At 50.8% G+C, this 16,978-nt stretch carries 19 protein-coding genes; 10 read left to right on the top strand and 9 right to left on the bottom strand.

Annotated features, from left to right (window positions below):
- The coding region (locus BUE76_RS03735) for an endonuclease domain-containing protein (protein WP_143313418.1) at positions 1–975 on the top strand (975 nt) is incomplete at its 5' end.
- Between the two features lie 143 nt (positions 976–1,118).
- A complete protein-coding gene (locus BUE76_RS03740) occupies positions 1,119–1,538 on the top strand; it encodes a clan AA aspartic protease (protein WP_073046872.1) in 420 nt (139 codons plus the stop codon).
- Between the two features lie 135 nt (positions 1,539–1,673).
- Here the strand turns inward: BUE76_RS03740 and BUE76_RS03745 are convergent, their stop codons facing one another.
- The 3 genes from BUE76_RS03745 to BUE76_RS03755 form a co-directional block, all read right to left on the bottom strand.
- Positions 1,674–2,705 (bottom strand): hypothetical protein, encoded by a 1,032-nt coding sequence (locus BUE76_RS03745; protein WP_073046869.1) that lies wholly within the window; start codon positions 2,703–2,705, stop codon positions 1,674–1,676.
- Between the two features lie 250 nt (positions 2,706–2,955).
- Positions 2,956–3,576: an HAD family hydrolase gene (locus tag BUE76_RS03750; RefSeq protein WP_073046866.1), complete on the bottom strand. Its 621-nt coding sequence runs from the start codon at positions 3,574–3,576 to the stop codon at positions 2,956–2,958.
- 147 nt (positions 3,577–3,723) lie between these two features.
- Complete coding sequence (locus BUE76_RS03755) at positions 3,724–4,488, bottom strand: LOG family protein (RefSeq protein ID WP_073046863.1); 765 nt, start codon at positions 4,486–4,488, stop codon at positions 3,724–3,726.
- A 238-nt stretch (positions 4,489–4,726) separates the two neighbouring features.
- Here BUE76_RS03755 and BUE76_RS03760 point away from each other — a divergent pair, with 238 nt between their 5' ends.
- From BUE76_RS03760 to BUE76_RS03780, 4 genes are all read left to right on the top strand, one after another.
- A complete protein-coding gene (locus BUE76_RS03760) occupies positions 4,727–5,506 on the top strand; it encodes an exodeoxyribonuclease III (RefSeq protein ID WP_073046860.1) in 780 nt (259 codons plus the stop codon).
- A gap of 282 nt (positions 5,507–5,788) precedes the next feature.
- The gene (locus BUE76_RS03765; protein WP_073046858.1) at positions 5,789–6,094 is read left to right on the top strand and encodes a DUF4286 family protein; all 306 of its coding nucleotides are present in this window, start codon (positions 5,789–5,791) and stop codon (positions 6,092–6,094) included.
- A 261-nt stretch (positions 6,095–6,355) separates the two neighbouring features.
- On the top strand, positions 6,356–6,625 hold the full coding sequence (locus BUE76_RS03775) for an HU family DNA-binding protein (protein WP_073046852.1): 270 nt from the start codon (positions 6,356–6,358) through the stop codon (positions 6,623–6,625).
- Positions 6,626–6,734: 109 nt separating this feature from the next.
- Positions 6,735–6,848, top strand: a complete 114-nt coding sequence (locus BUE76_RS03780) for a 30S ribosomal protein THX (protein WP_073046849.1) — start codon at positions 6,735–6,737, stop codon at positions 6,846–6,848.
- A gap of 384 nt (positions 6,849–7,232) precedes the next feature.
- On the opposite strand, the gene pdxH is transcribed toward BUE76_RS03780, so the two are convergent.
- Both pdxH and pyrH read right to left on the bottom strand, forming a co-directional pair.
- Positions 7,233–7,877, bottom strand: a complete 645-nt coding sequence (pdxH, locus tag BUE76_RS03785; RefSeq protein WP_073046846.1) for a pyridoxamine 5'-phosphate oxidase — start codon at positions 7,875–7,877, stop codon at positions 7,233–7,235.
- 321 nt (positions 7,878–8,198) lie between these two features.
- Positions 8,199–8,912 (bottom strand): UMP kinase, encoded by a 714-nt coding sequence (pyrH, locus tag BUE76_RS03790; protein WP_073046843.1) that lies wholly within the window; start codon positions 8,910–8,912, stop codon positions 8,199–8,201.
- Positions 8,913–9,131: 219 nt separating this feature from the next.
- Between pyrH and BUE76_RS03795 the strand changes: the two genes are divergently transcribed.
- From BUE76_RS03795 to BUE76_RS03805, 3 genes are all read left to right on the top strand, one after another.
- Entirely contained in the window at positions 9,132–9,851 is a 720-nt protein-coding gene (locus BUE76_RS03795) for a DUF547 domain-containing protein (protein ID WP_073046840.1), read from the top strand.
- A 102-nt stretch (positions 9,852–9,953) separates the two neighbouring features.
- The gene (locus BUE76_RS03800) at positions 9,954–10,898 is read left to right on the top strand and encodes a 1-acyl-sn-glycerol-3-phosphate acyltransferase (RefSeq protein ID WP_073046838.1); all 945 of its coding nucleotides are present in this window, start codon (positions 9,954–9,956) and stop codon (positions 10,896–10,898) included.
- Between the two features lie 273 nt (positions 10,899–11,171).
- Positions 11,172–12,074 (top strand): prohibitin family protein, encoded by a 903-nt coding sequence (locus BUE76_RS03805; RefSeq protein WP_073046835.1) that lies wholly within the window; start codon positions 11,172–11,174, stop codon positions 12,072–12,074.
- Positions 12,075–12,174: 100 nt separating this feature from the next.
- Here BUE76_RS03805 and BUE76_RS03810 read toward each other — a convergent pair whose 3' ends face one another.
- Both BUE76_RS03810 and BUE76_RS03815 read right to left on the bottom strand, forming a co-directional pair.
- Positions 12,175–13,851: a PD-(D/E)XK nuclease family protein gene (locus tag BUE76_RS03810; RefSeq protein WP_216820616.1), complete on the bottom strand. Its 1,677-nt coding sequence runs from the start codon at positions 13,849–13,851 to the stop codon at positions 12,175–12,177.
- Between the two features lie 110 nt (positions 13,852–13,961).
- Positions 13,962–14,273, bottom strand: coding sequence for a hypothetical protein (locus tag BUE76_RS03815; RefSeq protein ID WP_073046829.1), 312 nt, complete (start codon positions 14,271–14,273; stop codon positions 13,962–13,964).
- A gap of 450 nt (positions 14,274–14,723) precedes the next feature.
- Between BUE76_RS03815 and BUE76_RS03820 the strand changes: the two genes are divergently transcribed.
- Positions 14,724–15,053 (top strand): RNA recognition motif domain-containing protein, encoded by a 330-nt coding sequence (locus tag BUE76_RS03820; protein ID WP_073046826.1) that lies wholly within the window; start codon positions 14,724–14,726, stop codon positions 15,051–15,053.
- A 126-nt stretch (positions 15,054–15,179) separates the two neighbouring features.
- On the opposite strand, the gene BUE76_RS03825 is transcribed toward BUE76_RS03820, so the two are convergent.
- Positions 15,180–16,388 carry a DUF1624 domain-containing protein gene (locus tag BUE76_RS03825; protein WP_073046823.1) on the bottom strand — a complete coding sequence of 403 codons (1,209 nt, stop codon included), beginning with the start codon at positions 16,386–16,388 and terminating at the stop codon, positions 15,180–15,182.
- A gap of 72 nt (positions 16,389–16,460) precedes the next feature.
- Positions 16,461–16,978 (bottom strand): EamA family transporter (locus tag BUE76_RS03830; RefSeq protein WP_216820617.1); only part of this gene is annotated, 518 nt, incomplete at its 5' end.

The raw sequence follows: 16,978 nt of genomic DNA on the forward strand, positions 1-16,978 counted from the left end.
GTGGAAGAGCCCGGTAAGGAATATGGATATCAGTGGGCAGACCCTGTTGTTTACCCTCGTTTGAGAGAATATGCTTTACAGCATCGTGCCCAACCTACCCAGGCAGAAGAGGTGTTGTGGCAAATAGTAAAAGGTAAAAAGCTGGATTCATTCAAATTTCGCAGACAACATATCATCGATCGGTACATTGCCGACCTGGTATGCCTGCAACAAAAGTTGGTTATCGAAATTGATGGTTTAATTCACCAATTACCTGATGTTGCAGCGAACGACAAACAGAGAACTGAAAGGCTCGAGGAGCTAGGCTTTACTGTGCTGCGCTTTACCAATGAACAGGTAATAAACGAACCAGAGCAAACCCTGCATCAAATTCTTTCTGCTATAAACAACCAGGTAGCAAAAGCTAGTAACTCCGACCTGAGCCCTTCCCCTCGGGAAGGGAAGGAGATGGGCTTTAGTGACTATATGGGCGCTTTTGCGGTAACTGTTGATGGGGCCAAAGCACATATCGACCGTTTTGCCGCGCAGCATGATGATTACAATAAGATCATGGTGCAGATTCTTGCCGACCGTTTTGTAGAAGCATTTGCCGAATGTTTGCACCAGCAGGTGCGTACCCAATACTGGGGATATGCTGCCGGCGAGCAGTTGTCCAATGAAGAACTGATCGAAGTAAAATACAAAGGTATCCGTCCGGCACCAGGCTATCCCGCCTGTCCCGATCATACGGAAAAGCTGAAGCTGTTTGCCTTGCTCCGTGCAACTGAAAACATCGGCATCGAACTTACCGAAAGCCTGGCGATGAACCCGCCGGCATCTGTTTGCGGCTGGTACTTTGCGCATCCGGGCAGCCACTATTTCGGACTGGGCACCATTCAGAAAGACCAGGTGGAAGATTATGCCCAACGCAAAGGCATGCCGCTGGCAGAGGTGGAGCGCTGGCTGAGCCCGGTGCTGGGATATCGTCCCGAGTAATTATGGGTTGTTTGTAACACCTAAAAGGTTTCAAAAACGGGTTAGGTGTGGTTTTAAGATCTGCCATCTCTCCAAGAGATGGCAGATCTGTTTTAACGCCCACGCCATTGACTTCCTGCCAACTTAAGCCTAAATTTGAAACTATGGGACTGGTGTATGCAGATATTGAATTGATCAATGGCGACGACCTGGCACTGGTGCGCCGCCATATCATTGGCGAAGAGGAAGTGAAAAGAATGCGGGTAAACGCCCTTGTGGATACGGGCTCTTACATGCTTTGCATCAATGAAAATATTCAGGAGCAACTGGAGCTTCCCGTTGTAGAAAAAAGAAAAGCCCAACTGGCCGATGGCAGCATTGTTGAATATGATGTAGTGGCACCGGTAGAAATCAGGTTTAAAAACAGGCGCAGTTCTGTAAGTGCCATGGTGCTTCCCGGCGATTCGGAGCCGCTGCTTGGCGCCATCCCATTGGAAGATATGGATGTGATCATCCATCCATTACGCCAGGAACTCATCGTCAATCCCGACCATCCTTACTTCGCACAGATGAAACTGAAATAAAAAACCCGGAGCATCCAATCGCTCCGGGTTTTTTATTTCAGTTTTATTCTTCACGCAGTGTTGTTCCTTCATTTCACTTGCAGCTTGTAACTAGTAGCTTGTAGCTGGTGCTTGCAGCTATTCCGCTGCTACAAACTACCGCAACCCCAACTGCTGGTATTCGGTGGTGCTGATATCGGTTTGCGCCAGCCTTTGTCTTGCGTCCGAAGGGGTGGCTACGGTGCCGGTGGCTGTAAACGATACCGTTCCTGCATTTTCGGGTACATATACCCGGGTGAGGGTACGCGAATAGCTTTCGGGGTAATAGGATACATAGTACCCGTTTTTGTGCTTGAACCAGGTGCCGCGATTCACCGGCTGTGGTTCATTGGCAAGACCTATAAGCACTGCCAGCTTTTCGAAATCTTCGTAGGTAGCATTGGCATTTTGATACAGTGCACGGATGGATGCTTCGGCACGCTCCACGGTTTCGATGATACCAGGTTTGTTTACAATGTTTTTATCATCAGCGAAATTGGCTGCCGTTTTAAGAGCACCCCCATTAAGTTTTAATAATTGTTGTGGGGTGAGCAGCATGGTAGCCACCACCTTGGTACGGCCCTGCATGTTTTGAAAGTCGGCCTTTGCTATGATGGCCCAGAGCAGCACCTGCACATCGCGCTGGGTGATGCGGAAAGCGGTTTCTACGATATTACCCCTGTTGTCGCGGTCCTGTACCTGTGTTACATCCATCTTTTCTTTGTTGCGCCATACCTCCTGCGAGCGCCGGATAACGGCATGTACCACGTCTTCCATTTTTCCCTCCAGGATGGCCAGTCCATAGGCATCGCCCTGTCCGGGACCATGGGTGCCCGCTTTAAGGCAATAACTCAGGTTGGTGAGTTCGTAATAACCAGGCTGCAGTTGGTAAGCGCCGTTGGGTGCCTGTGGCATCTCGTGCAGGTTGCGGTACTGTTTGTCCTGCCCGAAATCGGGCTGCAGGATGCCGTCGAGGCTTACATCATCCTTGAAGTTGGTGGTGATGGGTTTCTTGCTTTCAAGGATGCCGGAAACGGTTTTGTTCTCTTTGAACTTGGCAAAGATGTTTTTCTTGCCTTCCTGTCCTTCGGTTTGTGCCATTGCAAAAGAAGACCAGAGGCACAACAGCAGCAGGGTAATATTACGCATGATGGGGGGTGATTTGAGGAACTAAAGTAATCCTTAGCCGCAACAATCACCAGCGCTGCCATAGCTTTTACAGGAGCGGCACCGGGGTATTGGGGAGCCGCTGATTTTAAGTTTGAAAGGCTTGAAAATTAAAACCTTCAAGGTTTCCAAAACCTTGAAGGCCTGGTAACTTATAAACCTATAAGGTTTTTAAAACCTTATAGGTTTTCAGCAGCGTGTGGCATTCAAAACTGGAAGATTTTTAGAAGCCTTATAGGTTTACCACAATACCCCGCTGTGCCAGGGCCGCCTGCAACTGCTGCGGGTTTTCAAAACGGATGCTGTCCATTCCTATGCCCTCGGCAGCAGTTACATTGCGCAGGTTATCGTCAATAAACAAAACTTCATTTGCCTGCAAACCAAAACGGTCCAGCAGCAGTTGAAAAAATGCAGGATCGGGTTTGCGCATGCCCTCCTCACCACTTACCACGCGGCCGTCAAACCAGTGAAAGAAAGGAAAAAGTTCCAGCGCGATGGGAAAGAGTTCGGCGCTCCAGTTGGTGAGTGCATAAAATTTATATCCGTCCTGCGCTTTTAACTGCCGGAAGATTTCAACCGTGCCTTCGATGGGTCCGTTAAACATCTCGGTCCAGCGGTCGTAATAGGCCCTTATTTGCTCTTCCCACTCGGGATATTGCGCCAGCAATTCGGCCGTGCCCTCGGCAATGGTGCGGCCGCCATCCTGCAGCTCGTTCCAGTGCAGGTTGCAGATATTGGTGAGGAAAAACTTGCGGCGTTCCTCATCGGTGATGATCTTACGAAACAGGTAGTCGGGGTTCCAGTCTACCAGCACGTTGCCCAGGTCGAAAATGATGGCTTTAGGTTGGGTCATGACGCAAAGAAAAGGGTTTAGTGTTGAGTGTAAAGTTCAAAGCCTGCTGCTCCCCGCTAAACCTTGTTTTATTGTTTACGCAAATAGCAAAGTTATACCTGTTTTGCAGCGGCCATCATAACTTCTGGGTCACATCCCTACAACATTTTACCGCTGTTCCAGCAACCACCACTTCCTGTTGCGTGGTTTTACTTTGTAATTCGCCTGGATGTATTTGTAAATATGATCCATGGCTTCGTTCACATCATCGGTGAGCAGTACCAGTTTCAGGTCTTCTTCGGAAATGGTTTTTTTCTCAGCCATCATATGCATCACATCCATCAGCGGTTCATAAAATTCTTTACCGAAAAGCACGATGGGAAAGCCGTGGATGGTTTTGGTTTGCACCAGTGTAAGGGTTTCAAAGAACTCGTCCATGGTGCCAAAGCCACCGGGCATGATGATGAAGGCATAAGAATACTTTACCAGGATGGTCTTACGGGTAAAGAAATATTCAAAGGTCATCCACTTGTGCATGTAGGGGTTGTGGGCCTGCTCAAAAGGCAGCCGGATATTGCAGCCCACGCTCATGCCACCGGCTTCGTGGGCGCCACGGTTGGCTGCTTCCATAATGCCCGGACCACCGCCCGTCATAGTGGTAAAGCCAATGCCGGAAATGCGCTTGCCAAACTCGCGGGCACACTGGTACCACTTGTTGTCTTCTGAAAAACGCGCCGAGCCAAATACCGTGATACAGGGCCCTACAAAATGCAGGGTACGGAAGGCATTGATCAGCTCCCAAAACACCCGCCAAGCAAATCTGAATTCATAACCCCTGCTCTTGGGGCCTTCGAGGTATACGTGTTCCTTGGGTGGAATAATGGGATCAACTTTTTTCGATGGGGCCGGTTTTTTTGTACTTGCTTCTGCCATAACATGCTTTTATGAACTGTTGGAGTGGCGTTGTGAAAATAGGTATTCTGCAAATGCGGGGCCGGGGCAATTGGGGGTATATTGCGGCGGTTTTGATGCTGGATGAGCGGTAAAAGGTATGGGCTATTTTGTATTCGTTATTAATCGTTGTACAGCATGGATGGTAACAACGGCATGGGTGCATTATGGATTTTTAAATACCCAATACCTCATCCTCAGCACCTAATCTAATTGAGCTATGAAAATAATTTCCTACAACGTCAACGGCCTGCGTGCAGCCATGAAGAAGGGTTTTGTAGAGTGGATGCAAACCCATCCTGCCGACATTATTTGTTTGCAGGAAAACAAAGCTTATGAGCAAGATGTAGACACAGCCGCCCTTCGTGAGCTGGGTTATAAAGACCATTGGTTTTGTGCACAGAAAAAAGGCTACAGTGGTGTTACAATTTTTACCAAACACGATCCCGATGAAGTGCAGTGCGGTACCGGCCATGAAGTGAGCGACAGCGAAGGCCGGGTGATACAATTGCAGTTTGGACAGGTGCGCATCATCAATGCCTATTTCCCTTCGGGCTCTTCGGGCGATGAGCGGCAAGCTTACAAATACCAGTGGCTGGATGAATTCTACGATTACATACAGGACCTGCGTAAAGAGCATCCCAACCTCATTCTGTGCGGCGACTACAACATTGCGCATAAAGACATCGACATCCACGATCCAAAAGGCAATAAGAACAGCAGTGGCTTTTTACCCGAAGAAAAAGCCTGGATGGATAAGTTGTACAGCAATGGCTGGGTGGATAGTTTCCGTGCCGTGCGTACCGAGCCGCATCGCTATAGCTGGTGGAGCCAGCGCTTTCCCAGTGTGCGCCTCAACAACAAGGGCTGGCGTATCGATTATATATCGGTAACCGAGCCTTTACAGACACGCATCAAAGACGCGGAGATCTATCCCGATGTCAAGCACAGCGACCATTGCCCGGTGTACCTGGATATTGACCTGGAAGGCTTGTTGTAAGTTTTTGGTTTGGAGTTTGGAGTTTGGAAAAACTTTCTAAGTTAGAAAGGAAAGCATAGTGCTTTCAGGATCTGTCATGCCGAACTCGTTTCGGCATCCTCTTCTGTACACAGGCACTCCGAAAAAGGCTGGAGATCCCGACCTGCGTCGGGATGACAGTGTCCTTAGACTATGTCATGCCGAACTTGTTTCGGCATCTTCTCTGAAAATGGAGGGTATTACAAGGCAGGGTGTTTTACAAACCCATTACCAGATATTTTTTCATCAACAACAAATTGGCTCATGCTGATATACAATGTTACTACCAAGATAGAAGCCTCCCTGGCGCAGCAATGGCTGCTGTGGATGCAGACAGAACATATACCTGCGGTGATGGCTACGGGCTGTTTTACAGATTATAAAATGGTACGCCTGCTGGACCTGGACGAAAGCGAAGGTCCTACTTATGCCACGCAGTACACTGCTGCGGAGCGGGGCGATTATGAAGATTACCTGCAGCGGTATGCAGTTGACTTGCGGGATGCTGCCTTCAAGCGTTGGGGCAATAGTTTTATCTCATTCCGGTCTTTGATGGAAGTGATTGCATAAAATAAAAACGCTTGGTGTGTTTATCGGGAAACCCTTGCCCGGCAAGACTTTGAAGATAGTGTGCTGTCTGAAAGCCTTGCTGGTAAAGGGTTTTGGCTTTGTTATGAAAAATAGTGCTAATAAGTTGTGCTCGGTGCATTTGCTGAAACCCTTGCTACATAAGGGTTTTAGGGGATTGTAGTATCCTTTCGGCATGCGGAAAATTATTTTGCGGCTTTGAAAAAGCCTCTAAATTTGTCGCACTGAAATAAACAAACCACTATGAACAAAGCTGAACTGATCGCCAAGATCTCCGATGACGCTGGCATCACCAAAACCCAAGCTAACGAAGCTTTAGATTCTTTCGTAGATGCCGTTACCAAGACCCTGAAAAAAGGCGATAAAGTAACCCTGGTTGGCTTTGGTACCTTCACCGTATCCAAGCGTGCTGCCCGCAACGGTCGCAACCCCCAAACCGGTGAGGTGATCAAGATCAAGGCGCGCAAAGTTGCCCGCTTCAAAGCTGGTAAAGAGCTTTCTTCTAAACTCTAATCCACTGCAATCAACTCTTTAAAGCTCCCTTCCCGGCCCGTCCGGAAAGGGAGCTTTTTTTTATTCCCCATTTTTTAAGCACTTTTGCAGTCTAAATAAAAATTTTACCATGGGTAGAGGAGATAAAAAAACCAAAAAAGGTAAGCGTTTCAAAGGTTCTTTCGGTAAGTCGCGCCCCACTAGCGTGAAGAAGAACCCCAACACGGCCCTGAAGCAAGCCTAAGCATTAGCTTAAGCCCTATAAGAAATTGAAGGCAGATGCGATTTGAGTCGCTATCTGCCTTTTTTGTTTTATACAAACAATAGGTGCATACCTGGGGGCGCTGGGTTGATGAAACCGTTTCAACGGTTTCCTTTGTACAGGTGGTGGCTCCGGTACCCACGGTTGAAACCGTGGGCTATTAACATTTTCAAGTTGCCAACTGCCGGTTGCCGGTATCTTGATGACTGGCACAACCTAATTGAAATTGGGATAAACAGGTTGTGCCCGGTTTTATAATGGCTTTACGTATTGGGAATTGCTTTTATTGAAAATGAAGGTCTGTTCTAAATACCCAATACCTAATACCCAATACCTAATACCTAATCACCACTCACCATTTCCCCACTACGGCGCCAGCCTTTCAATCTTCCACTCACCACCTTCCTGTAGTGAATACTGAATGCGGTCGTGCAGCCGGCTGGGACGGCCCTGCCAGAACTCTACCACCACGGGCTGCACCAGGTAACCACCCCAGTGTGGCGGGCGGCTGATCTCCTTACCGGTAAACTCAGCCCGCTTGGCGGCAAACTGTGCATCCAGCCACTCCCTGCCCGGCACCACCTGGCTCTGGGGCGATGCCCAGGCGCCGATGCGGCTGCCTTCGGGACGCGAGTTGTAGTAGGCATCGCTTTCGGCGCCTGCCACTTTTTTCACCAGGCCGGTAATACGTACCTGGCGTTCCAGCTCTGGCCAGAAAAACACGAGGCAGGCCTTGGGGTTTTCTTCGAGGTGCATGGCCTTGAAGCTTTGGTAGTTGGTATAAAAAACAAAACCCTGCTCGTTGTAATTTTTGAGCAGCACCACGCGGGCTGCTGGCAATCCATCGGCCGATGCGGTGGCGAGGGTCATGGCATTGGGTTCCAGCACCTGGCTGTCCAGCACCTGCTGCCACCAGGTACCAAACTGGGTGATGGGGTCGGCGGCAACATCGGTTTCCAAAAGGCTGAGGGCGGCGTAGTCCTTTCTGATATCTGCAATGCTCGGGTTCATAATATGTAATTGATCTGGGACAAATGTAAACAAGGCTGTGGCCTATTGGTTGACAAAGGTCAGGGGGACCATGGACGATGGACCAGGGGAGAGACGACAGATTAAGGTCGACGGAACACAATGGTTGAAAATGGTTAACCCGTCGTCCGTCGTCTGTGGTCCATGTTATATCATCCATCGTCCATGGTCACTAAAAGAAAAGGTGCCACCCTGCGGCGGCACCTTTTGCTATGTGTTCGGTAAACTGATATCGTTTTCTGTGCTGGGCAATGGCTGCCTTGAAGCTTGCAGCTAACAGCTTGCAGCCTTTTTGAAATGGTATTAGCTGGTAACCAAGGTGCCTACTTTTTCGCCCGTAACTACGCGTTTGAGGTTGCCGGGGCTGTTCATGTCAAACACCACAATGGGGAGGTTGTTTTCCATACACAGCGTAAAGGCGGTCATGTCCATTACGTTCAGCTTTTGCGAAATGCACTCCTGGAAGGTGATGGTGCCGTACTTGGTGGCAGTGGGGTCTTTCTCTGGATCGGCGGTGTAGATACCGTCCACGCGGGTACCTTTCAGGATCACGTCGGCTTTGATTTCAATGGCACGCAGCGAACCTGCAGTGTCGGTGGTGAAGTAGGGGTTGCCGGTACCTGCGCCAAAGATCACCACGCGGCCTTTCTCAAGGTGACGGATGGCACGGCGGCGGATATAAGGTTCGGCGATCTGCTCCATCTTGATGGCGCTTTGCAAACGGGTATACACGCCTACTTTTTCGAGGCCTGCCTGCAGGGCCATGCCATTAATCACGGTAGCCAGCATACCCATATAGTCGCCATGGGCACGTTCGATACCGGTTTCGGCTTCGTTCATACCCCGGTAGATATTACCACCGCCAATCACAACCGCAACCTGTACGCCCAGTTCGGAAATGGATTTGATATCTTGTGCGTATTGGGCAATGACAGTGGAGTCCATGCCGAAATTCTTATCACCCATCAGGCTCTCACCCGAAAGTTTCAGCAGGATGCGTTTGTATTTTGGGAGCATATTGAAAAGGATTAAAAGGCTTTTTTGGAGCGCTGCGAAGATATGGATACTTGCCGTTCCAAAACCAGCCGTTGTGGGCAGTAGCCCTCAGAAAAAGGTGCAGGCCAAAACAGCAAATTCTGCTGCTGGTATTCCTTTGAATGATCTTTCGGGCTCCTGCCTGACAGGTTCTTACCTGTTTAGGGCATTTGTAGTTTCGTTGAAATAAAATGCTCCTAAATGGTACCTGCCAACAATCCTCCTGATGCTATTGATTTGTCGCAACAGTTGCTGCTGGCGGTACGCAATGGTGCAGATGCCAACGGGTTGTTGCAACAACTGGCAACTATGGACTCCCTTGATTTGCTGCAGCAATTGTACAACGATGCCCTGCGCCTTACCTTTTGGCTGAACGGGTATAATGCTTTTGTGCAAATCCTTTTGCAACAAGAACCTGCGTTGTATACCCGGCGCAGGGCATTTTTTGGCCGAATGGCTTTCGTGGTGGCAGGCATGCCGCTTAGCCTCGATGATATCGAACATGGCATTCTGCGAAGGTCACGTATCTGGTGGGGGCTGGGCTTTTTGCAAGATCCATTGCCTTCCATTTTTGAAATAGCTTTCCGCCTGCAAACTCCTGACTGCCGCATCCATTTTGCCCTCAACTGCGGCGCTGCCAGCTGTCCGCCCATTGCGGTGTACCGCCCCGAAATGATCCATGCACAACTAGACCTGGCTACCCGCGCCTATCTCTCTACAGAAGCCCGATATGATTCCCGGAAAAATATTGTTTACCTGCCGCGGCTCTTTCTATGGTTTTGGGGGGATTTTGGTGGCCGTAAAGGCACTTTAAAGCTGTTGGAGCACTGTGGCATTATAACCGCTGGCAGCAGGCCTAAAATGCGGTTTAAATCTTACGACTGGAACCTGGCGCCGGGAAGTTTTGTACCTGAACCCTAAAATGATTTCGGATTTTGGTGGCCGTTCGTCCTACTAACCAACTACCATAGCACACCTAACGAAATCCAAAATCACAAATCCGAAATCCCCTTACTTTGTCCCGTGCTCTTCCGCCTGCTTAAATCCTATGCCCGCCTGGCCCTGCGTATCTACATACGCCGGCTGTATGTCAATAAACCCGCCATGCTGCAGGTAAAAGGACCGGTGCTCTTTGCCGCCAATCACCCCAATTCTTTCCTGGACGGCATCATCCTTACCACCCTGCTGGAAGAGACTTTGTATTCGCTGGCCCGTGGCGATGCTTTTACTCCGCGCTGGAACAAATGGCTCCGCCGCATCCACCTGCTGCCGGTGTACCGCACTACCGAAGGCGCCGGAAACCTGGCGCACAACTATACCACTTTTGCTTCCTGTCATGAAGTGTTTGCGCAAAATGGCGTGGTGCTCATCTTCAGCGAGGCGCTTTGTGTAAACGAATGGAAGCTGCGGCCCTTGCGCAAAGGCACGGCACGCCTCGCCATCAGTGCCTGGCAGAAAGACATTCCGCTGACGGTGATCCCGCTTGGTTTTAACTATAGTTCCTTTCGCAGTTTTGGTAAAGATGTGCACCTGCTATTTGGCAGTCCCATACAAAAGGAAAGCGTGTTGCAGCCGGATGGTGACGGGAAACAAATACAGGCGTTCAACCAGCAGTTGCAGGCGCAGCTGGAAGGACTGGTATACCATCTTGACGCAGGAGATCAGGAAGGCCTGCGCCGCCATTTTCCCGTACCGGTAAACAGGGTGGAAAAAATGATGCTGGCACTTCCCGCCCTGTTGGGATGGTTGCTACATGCACTTATGTATTACCCTGTAAAATGGGTTGCTGCCCTGTTCGATTCCGACCACTACGACAGTGTTGTAGCGGCCCTGCACCTGTTGTTTTATCCCCTTTACCTTTTACTGGCGATCCTGCTTGTATGGTCAATGCTTGGCTGGACCTCCCTGCTCTTATTATTGCTGATGCCTTTTACCGCCCGGGCCCTGGTGCGGGTGGCAGGAAGGTGAGGAGGACGAGGGACGATGGGCGATAGACCATGGACCATAGATAAAGGCCACGGACCACGGACGACGGACGACGGGCAATGGATGACGGACCACGAATTGTAATCAGGAACTTCATTGTCGTCTGTCGTCCGTTGTCTATGGTCCATGGTCTATCGTCCATCGCCCATTCTCCCTCGTCCCTCGTCCATCGCCCATCCTCCATCATCCCCACTATTCCCTTAGCTTTGATACATCACCCCCGGCCATACCTACCGTTTTTTAAACACCACAACTATGGTACTCCTGATCCTGGGGATTCTGATCTTTTTATTTTCCTTGTTTCTGAAACCCATTCCCGGCATTGAGCAGCCCCGCCGCATCGGCCGCATTGTAGGCATTGGGCTTGTGCTGGCCGGTATTATTGTTTCTTCTTTTGTGCAGATTGACGCCGGTAATATCGGCGTGAAAAAACTCTTTGGCCGTGTACAGCCCGAAGTGCTGGTAAGCGGGCTTCACTTTGTCAATCCGCTTTTTGAAATTGATGAAATGGATGTGCGCACCCAGAACTACACCATGAGCGGCATCAACGATGAAGGCCATAAGTCGGGTGACGATGCCATCCGCGTACTTACTGCCGACGGTCTTGAAGTGACCATCGACCTCACGGTGCTGTACCGCCTTACACCCGCCGAAGCACCCCGGCTGGTAAGCGAAACCGGTACCGATTATGAAGACAAGATCGTGCGGCCCATTGCCCGCACCCGCATCCGCGACAATGCCGTTTACTATGAAGCCGTTGCGCTCTATTCCACCAAGCGCGACGAGTTTCAAAGCCGCATCTTCAAGGCCATAGAAGCCGACTTCCGCAAACGCGGTTTGTTTTTGGAAAGCCTGCTGGTGCGTAACATCACGCTACCTGCATCGGTAAAGGGTGCCATCGAGCAGAAGATACAGGCAGAACAGGAAGCGCAGAAGATGCAGTTTGTGTTGCAAAAAGAACGGCAGGAAGCCGACCGCAAAAGGGTGGAGGCCCAGGGTATTGCCGACTACCAGCAGATCATTTCGGCAAGCCTTACGGACAAACAATTGCAGTACGAACAGATCAAGGCCAATATGGAACTGGCCCGCTCGCAAAATGCCAAGATGATCATCATGAACGGCCGCGGGGCACCGGTGATCCTGAATGCAGATAAGTAAGTCAATAGACCTATAAGGTTTTTGAAACCTTATAGGTCTATTAGCACCTGGGTGGCTGTATCAAACCTTGAAGGTTTCTAAAACCTTCAAGGTTTTTTCTTCAACCTGCCTGCTCTTCGGCCTGCTGATGCCATTTGATGGTAAGCTCGTTTCTTTTCACAAAGCCACACCAGTAACATCCCTCCTTACCGCAGCCGGTGTAAAAATCATGGCGCTGTACTTTGTGCCACACCGTTCTGATTTGCTCCCTTACAGTTGCTTCATCAGCGGCACTTATGGTCACGGATTGCTGCCGGTATTGGCCCTGTGCATCGGGTTCAATAAAGTCGAACACCACACCTTGCACCTGCCAGTCCCTGGTGGTGAGGTTATCTACCAGCAGCTTGTAAAAAACGGCCTGCCGCCAGTAGTCGCCGCCATTGGGCAGTGCCTCCGATGGTGGTTGCAATTGCCGGAGTGCCCGCTCCACGTTCCCCGACTTGTAATCTACGATGGTGGCTTTTTTGCCATCAAATTCAATTTTATCCAGCTTGCCTTTTAGCGGTATTTCATCTATTTCCACTCCCCGGATATTACGCTCTACGGCGGCAACTAAATTCCAGTGGATGGCACGCTGGTGGTAATAGTCTTCCAGCATGGTCATGCCGTAAGTGGTGCGGCGCTGCCACTCGGCTGGCGTGAACAGTGCCCTGTTGTCCTGCATGAAGTCCATGAAGGCCGACAATAAAACTTCCGCGTCAGGTAATTCCTCTGCTTGCTGTGCCTGCTTCAATAGTTGCTCCAGCGCATGGTGCACCGCCGACCCAAAGGCCATGGCTTCGTTGCGGGGTGACGGAATACGCACCACGTTGTGGTAGTAAAACGCCAGCGGGCAGTGCAGGTAGGTGTTCAACGCACTTACATTCATACGAAAGCTGCGCAGGGCGCGGGCTTCATAGGCATCATCGAGGTGCGGAATTTCGGGCTTTTTAACCGTCTGCGGTAGGGAAGCCGTTCGGGCTGTATTGGCTATTTCAAACAGGTAGGCAAATGGACGTCCTTCGGGCATAGGCGAGGGCAGCAGTTGAATGCCATTGGGGTCACCACTTTGTATGGCGGCCGGTAAGCCGGTTGTACGCTGTATGTTTTCCAGTTGTTGCATCCCTGTTTCCAGGTCATTGGTGCCTGTGCTCTTTAAATGCTGTATGAAAGCCTGCACCAGCTGTTCCTGAAGAACTTTTTGCGGATGGTGTTGCAGGTGCTCATCAAAGTCATAGCGTTCCATCACCAAATGCGCCAACTGTGGCAGCGGCGTCTGGGCAGCTGCAGCCACCAGGCTTTCCAGTGCAGCCAAAGCTTTTGCCATACCCGGTGCCGGTGCCTGCCAGAACAGGTCGGTAGGTTGCTCTTTTGTTTTGCTGTGCAGGTATTGCAGCAGGGTGGCATCACTGCCCTTGATACGCAGTTCAAACAGCTCCATACAGGCCATCGCCGGCTCGTTGGCGGGAATGCCCCACCAGGGAAAGTGCAGCACTTCAAACAGGAGCGCCTCACCGCTGCCGGGCAGGTGCTGCTCGGCACGGATGTATTGCAATACCTGCAGCAGTTGGTGGATCAGGGGCTGGTGCAGGAGGGGAAGGGTGTATTGGCAGTAGCAGGGGATGCCTGCACCGGTAAAGCTGGCAAGCAGCAGGTCCTTGCTTGCAGTGCTTGCATATTGCACTCCAATCGTGTTGGGATGTGTTCCTTGCTCAAGTAGGGTTTGTATCGTATTTACCAGTGCTGCAGTACTTTCCATTGCGGTTGGGAGCATGCGGTAAATGTACAAACGGAAGCAGTTGGAGGTGGTGGCACTTTGTGTTGGTACAGGGCTGCATGTTTTTGGTGTCAGGCAACGAAAACAACCACTCAAAGGCCTGTTGTGTCCTTTTTAAACTGTTCCAGATACTCCTTCTTCGCTTTGTGAAACACACTCTCCCCTGCTTTCAACCCTTTGGCATATTCCGCCCTTAGCACCGGGTCGCGGTTGATACGCTGGGCATAGGCGGTGGCTTCTTTCAGGCGCTGGCGGTAAACCAGCTGAAGCGGAGAAGGTTTTACCCGGCTCATGTCGGGGTACTTGCTCACTACGGTACCGTGGGCATATTGCTTGAAAACGATCTGCTTGCCAAGGGTGCCGCTGAGGCCGGCAAGCGGGGAGTTGGGAATAAGGCGTGCCATAAGCAGGAGCGTAGGGTGGTTGCCAGCTATTAGTCCTATAGATAAGCCGTAGCAAAGCCCAATCTGCGCCCATGCAGTCCCCGGTATGCTTCGACCATCCTTCGACTATCCTTCGATATTAAAGTGAAAAAGGGAAAATGTCAAGAGGTGTAGATGGTGGTTTGGGGCTGATGGGCTTTTAGCGGTTACTGGTTTACTGTTCGCCATTTCACCACCGGAATTTGCCTGAAATTAATCTGCCAATTGGAAGATTGCAAGTCTCTTTGTTCCTTCTTTTTCAAAGCATTATGATCTTTTTAAAGATTAGCGAAGCAGAATGCCTTATCTTTGTGCTGTTAATTTGAGCCTCGCATAAGTAACCGCCTATTAGTCTGCCTCAAGCGCATCGTCATTAGTCCTTTACTCTCTGCATCACTCAAGTATTTTTTATTTTTTATTTCTGTCCAGCACATGAACATTTATGTTTCCAATCTGAGCTTCAACGTAGAGGATGAAGACCTGAGAGAATTTTTTACCCCCTATGGTGAAGTAACTTCCGCTAAAGTGATCACTGACCGTGAAACCGGCCGTTCACGCGGTTTTGGCTTTGTTGAAATGAGCGATGACGCAGCTGCTAAAAAAGCAATTGCCGAGCTGAACGAAGCTTCTGTAGATGGTCGCACCATCAAGGTTACCGAAGCCAAGCCCAAAGAAGACCGTCCTGCCCGCACTGGCGGTGGTGGTGGCTTCCGCGGTGGCAACGGCGGTGGTGGTTATGGCAACAACCGCAACAGGTACTAATACCTGCTACCTATAGCATTGAAGGCCCCGGTTCTCCGGGGCTTTTTTTGTGTTCAATGAATAAGCTGTTAGCCTTTAGCCTTTAGCTGTTGGCCAGCTAACAGCTAAAGGCTAAAGGCTAACAGCTTACACATACGACAGCCACCAGTACCGGTGCGCCTGCTTATACCTGCCATACCAGCGGCACAGCGGGTACAATAGCGCCACCACGCCCAGCCAGGCCAGGTACACCTGCCACAGCTCCAGGCCCACACCCGGCACCACAAACTTAAACGGCACGCCTTCCACGCCTTTAAAACCTTCGGCTACCGTACCGCCCCTGCCCACAAAAAGGACGGCAGCCAGAAGGTGAAGCAGGTAAAAATGCAGGAGGTAATACAAGAAAGGCACCCTGCCATATACCGTCAGCACATGGGCGAGCCTGCCGCGCCAGCCTTCGGCAAAAGCCAGGAAGAGGAGTGCTGGCCCGATGGTCATACAGGCAAACAAAAGCGAGGGCGGGTACTTGGTGGTATTGACAAAAGAAAGCAGGGTGAAACCACTACGCGGCTGCACGCTCCAGGGCTGCGGGTCGCCATAGATATTGGTGAAGCGCAGCACCACGAAAAAGAGCACCAGTGCTGCCCCGATGCCGGCGATCCACCTTTTGCGGGTGGCAGCTTCCAGTTGGTACATACGCCCAAAACAATAGCCCAGGATCATGATGCCCGTCCAGGGCAGGAAAGGATAAAGAATGCCCAGGAAACGACCCTCGCCAAAGGGCAGGAAGTTCTGCCGGTGCAGCAGGCTATACCCCAGCGAAAAGCTTTTTTGTTGTGCCTCCCATGCATCCAGCCCATTATGCCCCAGCAGTATTGCCGCTCCCAAAGCCAAAAGCACCGAAAAAGGCAGCCAAATGAGCGCAGCCAGCAATACCATGCTGATACCGATGGCCCAGATCACCTGCAGAAAGATAAAACTATAAGTAGGATCGAAGGATATACCCAGGCTTACCAGCAACACCTCGGCTGCAACCAGCCACAATCCTCTTTTTAACAGGAATACACTCAACTCCCGTTTCGATTTGCGCAACCCTTGCAGGTAGATACTGGTGCCGGAAAGAAACACAAATACCGGTGCGCAGAAATGCGTGATCCACCGGGTAAAGAACAGGAGGGGCGTAGTGGTTTGCAGGTCCAGCGCATCGATAGTGAGGGCGCCCACATGCAGGAGGTCGCGGGCATGGTCGAGTGCCATGATCACCATTACCAACCCGCGCAGCAGGTCGATGCTGTTGAGGCGGTAGTTGCGCAGCAGGGCGGTTGGAGCAGTTGTTGGTTCGGCAAGCGTTTGCATTGCCTGAAGATAGTGCAGGAGGGGGATAGGCGGTGGACGATGGACGATAGACCATGGACCATGGTCCATGGTCTACTTCTTCGCAAAAGCAATCACCAATGCCCCGGCTACCATCAGGGCGGCGCCAATGGCAATCTGCCAGGTGATCTTTTCCTTCAGAAATATGGCGGCCAAAATAATGGCAAATACCAGCGACACCCTTTCGAGCGGGTTTACAATGGAGGCATCGCCCATCTTCAGGGCCTTGAATGTAAAGAGGGAAGACAGTGTGGTAACCACCCCTGCTATAATCAGGTAGGTCCAGGTGCGGCCATCAATGCTTTTCAGTTGCCCTGTATTGCCTTGCACAATCACTACACCCCAGGATACCAGGATGATGAGCACCGCCTGGATGGCAAAGGCCACGCTGCTGTCTACATCTTTGAGGCCGGCTTTCGACAGCACGGTAACTACCGCTGCCGACACCGCGGCAAGGAGCGCAAATAAGATCCACATGGGGCTATGGGGTTTGTTCAAGTGAAAGGATTGGCTGGAAGCTGTTGCAATAAGTTTACCACCTGCAATGGTGATGGTACGATAGAAAAAGCCCA

The organism is Cnuella takakiae (genome assembly GCF_001953305.1).
GTDB classification, from domain to species: Bacteria; Bacteroidota; Bacteroidia; order Chitinophagales; family Chitinophagaceae; genus Flavisolibacter; species Flavisolibacter takakiae.

Excerpts from the sequence above, each read along its gene's own strand:
- BUE76_RS03780 (WP_073046849.1), top strand. The coding sequence starts at position 6,735 with ATGGGTAGAGGAGATAAAAAAACCAAAAAAGGTAAGCGTTTCAAAGGT.
- BUE76_RS03815 (WP_073046829.1), bottom strand. The coding sequence starts at position 14,273 with ATGGCACGCCTTATTCCCAACTCCCCGCTTGCCGGCCTCAGCGGCACC.
- BUE76_RS03805 (WP_073046835.1), top strand. The coding sequence starts at position 11,172 with ATGGTACTCCTGATCCTGGGGATTCTGATCTTTTTATTTTCCTTGTTT.
- BUE76_RS03825 (WP_073046823.1), bottom strand. The coding sequence starts at position 16,388 with ATGCAAACGCTTGCCGAACCAACAACTGCTCCAACCGCCCTGCTGCGC.
- BUE76_RS03795 (WP_073046840.1), top strand. The coding sequence starts at position 9,132 with ATGGTACCTGCCAACAATCCTCCTGATGCTATTGATTTGTCGCAACAG.
- pdxH (WP_073046846.1), bottom strand. The coding sequence starts at position 7,877 with ATGAACCCGAGCATTGCAGATATCAGAAAGGACTACGCCGCCCTCAGC.
- BUE76_RS03745 (WP_073046869.1), bottom strand. The coding sequence starts at position 2,705 with ATGCGTAATATTACCCTGCTGCTGTTGTGCCTCTGGTCTTCTTTTGCA.
- BUE76_RS03765 (WP_073046858.1), top strand. The coding sequence starts at position 5,789 with ATGCTGATATACAATGTTACTACCAAGATAGAAGCCTCCCTGGCGCAG.
- BUE76_RS03775 (WP_073046852.1), top strand. The coding sequence starts at position 6,356 with ATGAACAAAGCTGAACTGATCGCCAAGATCTCCGATGACGCTGGCATC.
- pyrH (WP_073046843.1), bottom strand. The coding sequence starts at position 8,912 with ATGCTCCCAAAATACAAACGCATCCTGCTGAAACTTTCGGGTGAGAGC.
- BUE76_RS03740 (WP_073046872.1), top strand. The coding sequence starts at position 1,119 with ATGGGACTGGTGTATGCAGATATTGAATTGATCAATGGCGACGACCTG.
- BUE76_RS03820 (WP_073046826.1), top strand. The coding sequence starts at position 14,724 with ATGAACATTTATGTTTCCAATCTGAGCTTCAACGTAGAGGATGAAGAC.
- BUE76_RS03755 (WP_073046863.1), bottom strand. The coding sequence starts at position 4,488 with ATGGCAGAAGCAAGTACAAAAAAACCGGCCCCATCGAAAAAAGTTGAT.
- BUE76_RS03810 (WP_216820616.1), bottom strand. The coding sequence starts at position 13,851 with ATGGAAAGTACTGCAGCACTGGTAAATACGATACAAACCCTACTTGAG.
- BUE76_RS03750 (WP_073046866.1), bottom strand. The coding sequence starts at position 3,576 with ATGACCCAACCTAAAGCCATCATTTTCGACCTGGGCAACGTGCTGGTA.
- BUE76_RS03760 (WP_073046860.1), top strand. The coding sequence starts at position 4,727 with ATGAAAATAATTTCCTACAACGTCAACGGCCTGCGTGCAGCCATGAAG.